General features: G+C 47.5%; 7 protein-coding genes. All 7 read right to left on the reverse strand.

Going from position 1 to position 7,678, the window contains the following annotated elements; genetic code table 11:
* Positions 1-23: 23 nt before the first annotated feature.
* The 7 genes from ACYVD3_RS00735 to ACYVD3_RS00765 all read right to left on the reverse strand — a co-directional run bounded on the left by ACYVD3_RS00735 (position 24) and on the right by ACYVD3_RS00765 (position 7,612).
* Positions 24-1,775 carry an ABC transporter ATP-binding protein gene (locus tag ACYVD3_RS00735; protein ID WP_460640592.1) on the reverse strand — a complete coding sequence of 584 codons (1,752 nt, stop codon included), beginning with the start codon at positions 1,773-1,775 and terminating at the stop codon, positions 24-26.
* Positions 1,768-3,591, reverse strand: a complete 1,824-nt coding sequence (locus tag ACYVD3_RS00740; protein WP_460640593.1) for an ABC transporter ATP-binding protein — start codon at positions 3,589-3,591, stop codon at positions 1,768-1,770. Before ACYVD3_RS00740 ends, ACYVD3_RS00735 begins: the two co-directional genes overlap by 8 nt.
* Positions 3,592-3,879: 288 nt before the next feature.
* Positions 3,880-4,497 (reverse strand): TetR/AcrR family transcriptional regulator, encoded by a 618-nt coding sequence (locus ACYVD3_RS00745; protein WP_460640594.1) that lies wholly within the window; start codon positions 4,495-4,497, stop codon positions 3,880-3,882.
* A 141-nt stretch (positions 4,498-4,638) separates the two neighbouring features.
* Complete coding sequence (locus ACYVD3_RS00750) at positions 4,639-5,508, reverse strand: cysteine ABC transporter substrate-binding protein (protein WP_460640595.1); 870 nt, start codon at positions 5,506-5,508, stop codon at positions 4,639-4,641.
* 28 nt (positions 5,509-5,536) lie between these two features.
* Positions 5,537-6,289 carry an amino acid ABC transporter ATP-binding protein gene (locus ACYVD3_RS00755; protein ID WP_460640596.1) on the reverse strand — a complete coding sequence of 251 codons (753 nt, stop codon included), beginning with the start codon at positions 6,287-6,289 and terminating at the stop codon, positions 5,537-5,539.
* 5 nt (positions 6,290-6,294) lie between these two features.
* On the reverse strand, positions 6,295-6,972 hold the full coding sequence (locus ACYVD3_RS00760) for an amino acid ABC transporter permease (RefSeq protein WP_460640597.1): 678 nt from the start codon (positions 6,970-6,972) through the stop codon (positions 6,295-6,297).
* Positions 6,932-7,612, reverse strand: coding sequence for an amino acid ABC transporter permease (locus ACYVD3_RS00765; protein ID WP_460640598.1), 681 nt, complete (start codon positions 7,610-7,612; stop codon positions 6,932-6,934). The genes ACYVD3_RS00760 and ACYVD3_RS00765 overlap by 41 nt, the downstream gene beginning before the upstream one ends.
* Positions 7,613-7,678: the final 66 nt, after the last annotated feature.

Consider the following 7,678-nt stretch of genomic DNA (forward strand, 5'->3'; position numbering starts at 1 on the left):
TCATATACCTCCTTCTTTTTTTCTTAGACGCTCCAGCCCATGCTTTCCTGCTGGATCCGGTACAGCCTTTCATAAAGCCCCTTGTTGTTCATCAGTTCTTCATGGGTGCCCTCCTCTGCCAGCCTGCCCTCATTGAGTACAATGATTTTATCTGCGCCTGACACGGTTCTTAAGCGATGGGCGATGACGATGACCGTTTTGCCTTCAATCAGCCTGGAAATCGCCTGCTGAATAAGAGCCTCGTTCTCAGGGTCAAGGGAGGCGGTGGCTTCGTCTAAAAGCACCACAGGTGCATTTTTTAAAAGTGCCCGGGCAATAGAGATGCGCTGCCGCTCCCCTCCTGAAAGGGTGCTGCCATTTTCCCCAAGCATTGTCTGGTATCCATCGGACAAAGCGCTTATAAACCCGTCGCAGCAGGCGGCCTTTGCCGCTTCTAAGACCTGTTCCTCCGTAGCTTCCATGTTTCCGATACGGATATTGTTGTAGACTGTGTCGTTAAACAGCACCACATCCTGGAATACAAAAGACATATAGCTCATCAGGTGTTCCGGATCAAGGGTCTTTACATCAATTCCGCCGACTTTTACACTGCCCTGGTTTACATCCCAGAACCGGGCAATCAACCTTGAAATGGTGCTTTTCCCACAGCCCGAAGGCCCTACCAGTGCTGTAATGGAATCAGAAGGAATGGATACGGTAAGATTTTTAATGACCATATTTTCCCTGGAATTTTCCGCATTATAACCGAACGAAACGTTTTCAAAGTCAATATTCCAGTGTGTCAGGGGCGTTTCCGATTCTCCCTCCATGACAGGAACGGTCATGAGCGTGCGCATCCGCTTTGTGGCGACCCTGTGGTAAAGCAGCTCCGGCAAAAGGGTGAATTCCACAAGGACCGGGCCGTATATTCTGACAACGATGACAAAAAACATCAGCATGGGGATCAGTTGGATGTTTCCTCCTGTCAGCAGGTACGTCCCTGTAAAAACCGTAAGCCCCACACCCACCTGTAAGATCATCTGTGCTCCTGTAACAAAAATTCCGGTACCAAATTCCATTTTAATCGCCATTTTCTTCATCAGGTGCAGGGCATTATCCAGAGCAGAAAACTTTGAGCCGTCTAATCCGCAGGCCTTGATGACTTTGATCCCTTCCAGGTATTCCTGCACCTGATCGGAGGCTTTCAGCTTTGCTTCCACCTGCTTTTCGCTTAACCGGGCCTGGATCTTTTTACTGCCCAGGATGATGAGCAGCGCGGCAGGCACGGTAATGAACACGGAGAGAGCCATCCTCCAGTCAAAAGTGGCCATCATGATGCAGATGATGGAAATGGAGATGGCATTGGCGCTTAGCTGCGGAATGATATGGCTTAAAACATGCTCTGTTGTGGAACAGTCGGCCATGATGTTTGTAGTCAGTTCAGAAAGGTCCTTTGAATTAAAAAAGCTCATGGGCAGCTTCCTGATCCGCTCGGCAACACTGATCCTTGAATTCTCCGCTTCCAGATAAGAGGTAACGTATGTTTTTTTATAATCATTTTTACTGGCTAAAAATACCAGCACTGCCGCACCAATGCCGCAGCCAAACAAAAACCACATCCTGGACCAGGATATCTCCTGCGCCATCAGCGGCTTTAGCAGCTCGCCAAACACCTGGATGGTCACCATAAAAGGCAGCATAAGGGCCAGGTTAGTGATTGTGCAGGCGGCAACTGCTTTCTTTAGGTCTGAATACCCTTTGTCAGTGAGCATTAATACTTCCTTCCATTTATACATGTTTTTTTATCCCCTTTCTGTCCATCTTCCAGTCAAGAGTTTTCGTATACACGTTCCACATATCAGAATATTTCCCCTGCTTCTCCAGCAATTCTTCATGGCGGCCCTGCTCAATAAGCCTGCCCTTGTCTACGACTATGATTTTATCCGCACTGCGGATGGTTGATAGGCGGTGGGCGATCATGATCACCGTCTTCCCATGCATCAGCTTTTGAAATGCCTGCTGGATCAGATGCTCATTCTCCGGATCTGAAAATGCGGTTGCCTCATCCAAAAGCACGATGGGCGCATTTTTTACAATAGCTCTGGCGATTGCAATGCGCTGCTGTTCTCCCCCGGAAAGATGGACGCCCTTTGTGCCTATGACTGTATGGTGTTTTTCCGGCAGCTTTTCAATAAATTCATGGCACTGGGCCGCCTTGGCTGCGGCGATCACCTGCTCATCGGTGGCACTCTGGTTCCCCAGCCGGATATTGTCCATAATGCTTTGCTTAAAAAGGAACACATCCTGGAATACAAAGCTGACTTTTTCCATCAGGTATTCACTTTTCATCTGGCGCACGTCAACGCCTCCGATCAGGATCCTTCCCTCCGTCACATCAAAAAACCGGGGAATGAGATGGGCGATGGTGCTTTTTCCTCCTCCAGAAGGGCCTACGATGGCAGTGATCTGGTTTTCCTCCGCCCGGAAGGAAATATCTGAAACCGCCTGTGCCTCCTGACCTGTGTAAGAGAAGGACACATTTTCAAATACGATCTCATGGCCGGTGATTTTCTTGGGATTTTGGGGCTGAGACAACTGCGGAGTCTGCAGGATCTCATCCATGCGCTCCACTCCGCCGATGATCTGCATACCGCTGGAGGAAACATACATGATTTTCATCAAAACGGAGGCAATGGAAGGAGCAAAAATCAGGTAAAAGATAAATGTGGTGGCAAAACCGGCATAATCCGACGTATTCATCCCTATGAGAATCCCCACAGGAATCAGGAACAGGTAAATGTTATTGATGACTGTGTGAAAGGATGACATGTAGTTTTCCCAGCTTAAGGTATAAGGAATGACCATCCGGGTGTATTCCTTAATGGCGCTGTGCATACGGCGGAAGGAATAGACTGTTTGTTTAAAAGCCTTAACAACGGTGATCCCCCGGACGTATTCCACAGAAGCATTGTTCATATCCTCCAGGGCGCTCTGATACTTCCCCATCATGGCTTTCGCCCCGTCATTGCCATAGGCTTTCATCTGGATTATAAGAGCAATGACAATGCCTGCCGCAGCGGCAAGCCCAAAGCGCCAGTCCACTGCCAGAAGAATGATCACCATGACCACCGGAGCCACAAAGGAAGCCACCAGGTCCGGAAGCTGGTGAGCGATAAAACCTTCGATCTTCTCAATGTTTTCATCCATGATCTTTCGCAGCTTACCGCTGCCCACCAGCATATGAAATCCCAGGGGCAGTCCGGCAAGATGGGAGGCAAAGTTCACCTTCAGCTCATACAGCGTGCCGAAAGCGGCCAGATGAGAGCATATCAGCGCCCCAAAATAAAGCAATACATTGAGCAGGATGCCCCCAAACGCCAGCCAGCCGAACCCAAGGGTCCTTTGTAAGTCAAGATTCTCAAAATCAGGAAACACTCCCATGACTTCCCTCACCACAAAGTATATGGCGATATAAGGGATAAACGAGGCGACAGACGCCAGCGCCGACAAGATCACCGAAGAGACCATAAGAGGCTTTTTAGTAGCTGCAAGCTCCATTAACCTGGCCATACCGGTTTTGGGCTTAGCTGCCACAGAATTATTTTGTTTCATAACGAACCACCTTTCTTTGTAAAATGCTGCTTTTTTCATAATGGCTTCCAAAGGCCCGTAACCGATGACATCATCCCAGTCAATCGTCACGGTCCCATTGCCAGGGGCTTAGGTTTCATTGAGAAAAAACACATTGCTCACAGGTTGGAAGAGCTGAAAACATTTGGTTAGTTTTAACTAACCAAGGTGCAAACTCTTTCCCAAAGAACCAGGAAACATCCTCCGGCAAAAAGTTTTTAAGTATAAGATCAATCGTCTCCGGCTGCCAGACTTCAAGGATGGACTCCATCAAAGCCCCATGATCTTCTTCCAGCCGGCGTGCTGAAACCTCCCCAGCACCAGGGAATAGGAAAGTGCCTTTTCTCTGGGGACATCATGGGCCACGAACTCCAGGATCTGCTGGAAAAATGAGCGGGAAAGAATGTGGATCAGGGTGCCGTCAATATCCATGACCTCATGCCCCAATTCCCTCATGGCTTCGATAAAATCCCAGCTTGACTTCTCTTCGATCCGGGCAAGCTGTGCGAAATAGCTGTCGCAGCTTCCGGCGCTGCCCTTACAAAATAACAGCTTGAATATATCAAACTGGTCATAAATGTAATTGATCATCCACGGAATGGTATCATCGGTAATATTCTCCAGAGAAGCCGCCTGTTCATTGGGAGGAAGACCGGCAAATTCTTCATGAACCTGTCTGTACCTTTCCAAAAGCCCATCGGCAACATCCCCTGTCAAGGCATCAAACAGCGCTTCTTTACTGGGAAAATACCCGTAAATGGCCCCTGTTGTCACAGAGGCCTCCCTGGCAATGCTTCTTAGGGAAGCTCCTTCATAGCCATACTCCAAAAACTCCTTCCTGCCCGCCTCCAAAAGGGCCAGACGTGTATCATTTACCTGAGCGCTCATTTCTTCTCCTTTTTTATAACACTGTTATATAACAATGCTATTATGAAATGAAAAAGGCAGGACGTCAAGACGCCCTGCCGGTTATTTTTCTCATTAAGCCACAAAAAACGGCTGATGATATTTTTTCTCAGATCCCGGCTCTTAAACCTGGCCGCCTTCCACAACCAGATTTTCCGGATCAATTTCATCTCCATACACAGACTTTAAGGTTTCCTCAAAATCCTTGTGGAAGAACTGCTCCTTGCCAAGAGTTTCGATCTCACTGTTGATCCAGTCCAAAAGCTCCTTGTTTCCTTTCTGAACAGCCGGAGCAATGGTATCCAGATTTCCGATGGATTCGATCCCTACGGCAAATCCCTTATTCTGAAGCGCCCAGGCAAGAACCTCCGTGTTATCAGTGGAGAATGCCTCTCCTCTTCCGTCCAGAAGGGCATCATAGGCTTCCTGATACTCATCAAACTTTAACAGCTTAACTTCTGGATGGTTTTCGGAGAAATAAGTTTCCGCCGTTGTTCCCTTAACCACAATCAGTGTCTTATCCTTTAACTGCGCCACATCGGTAATCAAAGCAGCATCAGGAGATACGACGCCAAGAGCTACCTTCATGTAAGGAAGGGCAAAATCCACCTGCTCCTTTCTCTCATCTGTCACAGTGAAATTAGCCAGGATCACATCCACCTTGGCGGACTTTAAATATTCCACCCGGCTGGCTGCCTCCACGTATACGAATTCCACCTTGTCTTCGCTTCCCAATAAGTCCTTTGCCAGGCGCTTAGCAAAATACACATCATAGCCCTGGATTTTTCCGTTGGAATCCACATATCCAAATGGATTCTTGTCGCTGAATACGCCGATCTTGATGGTTCCGTCTTCCTTGATCTCAGATAAGGTTCTTGCTTTTGCAGATGCCCCGCCAGTGGTTCCTGCATTATCCTTTGCCTGGCTGCAGCCTGTCAAAAGACCTGCTGCCATGGTTAAGCCTAATAATGCGCCCAGTAATTTCTTTTTCATAATTGTATCCTCCATTTGATTTTTTATTTTATAACGTTTCATAATGAAACGTATTTAAAAACTGCTTTGCCCGGTCCGTACGGGGAGAGGTAAAAAACTCTTCCGGCCGGCCCTCTTCCACTATGACGCCCTGATCCATAAACAGGACCCGGTCAGCCACAGCCCTGGCAAATTCCATTTCATGGGTGACGATGACCATGGTCATTCCATCCTTTGCCAGCTCCAGCACCACCTGTAAAACCTCCCGCACCATTTCCGGGTCAAGGGCCGCCGTGATCTCATCTAAGAGCAGGATCTCCGGATGCATAATAAGCGCCCGTACAATGGCCACTCTTTGCTTCTGCCCGCCGGACAACTGCCTTGGATAAGAATCCTTTTTATCCAGGAGGCCTACCCTGGCCAGAAGCTGCTGTGCTTCCTCCGACACTTCTTTTTTATCTCTCTTCTGCACCTTTAAAGGAGCCAGAAGAATATTCCCCAGAATGGTCTTGTGAGGGAACAGATCATAGCTTTGGAATACCATGCCGATCTTCTGTCTTATTTCATAAACATCCCGTTTACTCCTGTCGGCAATCCGGTCTTTAAACTGGATCGTACCGGAATCAATGGGCTCCAGCATGTTAAGGCATCGTAAAAAGGTGCTTTTTCCGCAGCCGGAAGGCCCAACCACCACCACGACCTCTCCTCTTTCCAAGGTAAAGGAAATATCCTTTAAAACCGGCTGCCCGTTTTCATAGGACTTCCTGAGATTTTCTGTCTTTAAAATCTTTTCCTGATTCATTTTTCTCAATCCTTTATTTTTTTATCTAGGAGGGCTGCTGCCCTGGAAAACGGGTAACAGATAGCAAAGTACAGGATGAAGATCACCCCGTATATCCAGAGGGCTGCATCAGGAACCGTGTACCTGGATGAATCGATGACCTGTTTTCCAACCTTGACCACCTCAATCACGCCGATCAATACCACCAGAGACGTGGTTTTGATCATTCTGGTTAAAAGGTTCATGACCGACGGAAGCAGCCTTCGAATGGTTTGGGGGATCACAATATACCGGTATACTGCAAGCTCTGTCATACCCAGTGCAAAGCCGCTTTGATACTGATGGACCGGTATGGATTCCAGGGCGCTTCGCACCAGATCTCCCATTTCAGCCGTTCCCCAAAAGGCGAATACAATGATTGCTGCCATTTCTCCGGAGAAATTCACATTCAAATGCTTTGCAGCCCCGAAGTAAACAAGAAACAAAAGAACAAGCTGAGGCATGATCCGGACCGTCTCCAGATAGATCCTTGTAAAAAACCGGACCGGCTTTTTTTTGCTGGTCATCACCATTCCAAGGAGGATTCCAAGACCCACGGATAAAATCATGGATATGACCGCAATCCGGAGAGACACCCAAAGGCCGCCTAACAGCCTTAAAAAATTATTTCCCTGAAACAGTATCCGAATTCCCAAATTCTCCATAGCGGACCCTCCTTTCTACCCAGGAACAGAGTAAGGATATTGGCAGCAAAATGATTAAGTATGCTGCCACCAGCATTAGGAGGGCCTCATCTGTTTTATAATAAATTCCTATGAGATCTTTTGCCACAAACATTAAGTCAGCCAGTGCCACCGCACTGAACACCGATGTTTCTTTTATAAGAAATATGATGTTGGCACAAAATACGGGGACTGAAGTGGTGACCGCCTGAGGAAGGATAATATACCGGAATACCTGCCCTTTTGTAAGTCCCAGGCTGAGACCCGATTCTGACTGGATGACCGGTACCTGTTCAATTCCTGTGCGGAACGCTTCCGCCATGTAGCTTCCTCCTAAAAATGCCAGCCCTGTCACAGCACAGCTTTCAGAGCTTAAAACAACACCGATTTTAGGAAGTCCGAAGTATAAAAAGAATAACTGGATCAAAAGAGGTGTATTTCTGGATACCTCAATATAGCCATTTACAATACTCTTTAACACCGGTATCTTAAAAATCTTGACCAGGCTGCACAAAAGGCCAATGGCTGCTGACAGCAGGATTCCCAGAAAAGATATTCGAAGTGTCATACCTGCCGCCTCTACATACAGCGGAGTATAGGCACGGATAAACTCAAAATCCATGATTTTTCTTTTCCCCCTCCTTTTTTCTTGTATGATCCATTAATTGTTTTCCTCCCTTTTTATTAA

The organism is Lacrimispora brassicae (genome assembly GCF_054772055.1).

What these genes read in the sequence shown, in the direction of transcription:
- ACYVD3_RS00745 (WP_460640594.1), bottom strand. Translation starts at nt 4,497, where the DNA reads ATGAGCGCTCAGGTAAATGATACACGTCTGGCCCTTTTGGAGGCGGGC.
- ACYVD3_RS00740 (WP_460640593.1), bottom strand. Translation starts at nt 3,591, where the DNA reads ATGAAACAAAATAATTCTGTGGCAGCTAAGCCCAAAACCGGTATGGCC.
- ACYVD3_RS00735 (WP_460640592.1), bottom strand. Translation starts at nt 1,775, where the DNA reads ATGTATAAATGGAAGGAAGTATTAATGCTCACTGACAAAGGGTATTCA.
- ACYVD3_RS00755 (WP_460640596.1), bottom strand. Translation starts at nt 6,289, where the DNA reads ATGAATCAGGAAAAGATTTTAAAGACAGAAAATCTCAGGAAGTCCTAT.
- ACYVD3_RS00765 (WP_460640598.1), bottom strand. Translation starts at nt 7,612, where the DNA reads ATGGATTTTGAGTTTATCCGTGCCTATACTCCGCTGTATGTAGAGGCG.
- ACYVD3_RS00760 (WP_460640597.1), bottom strand. Translation starts at nt 6,972, where the DNA reads ATGGAGAATTTGGGAATTCGGATACTGTTTCAGGGAAATAATTTTTTA.
- ACYVD3_RS00750 (WP_460640595.1), bottom strand. Translation starts at nt 5,508, where the DNA reads ATGAAAAAGAAATTACTGGGCGCATTATTAGGCTTAACCATGGCAGCA.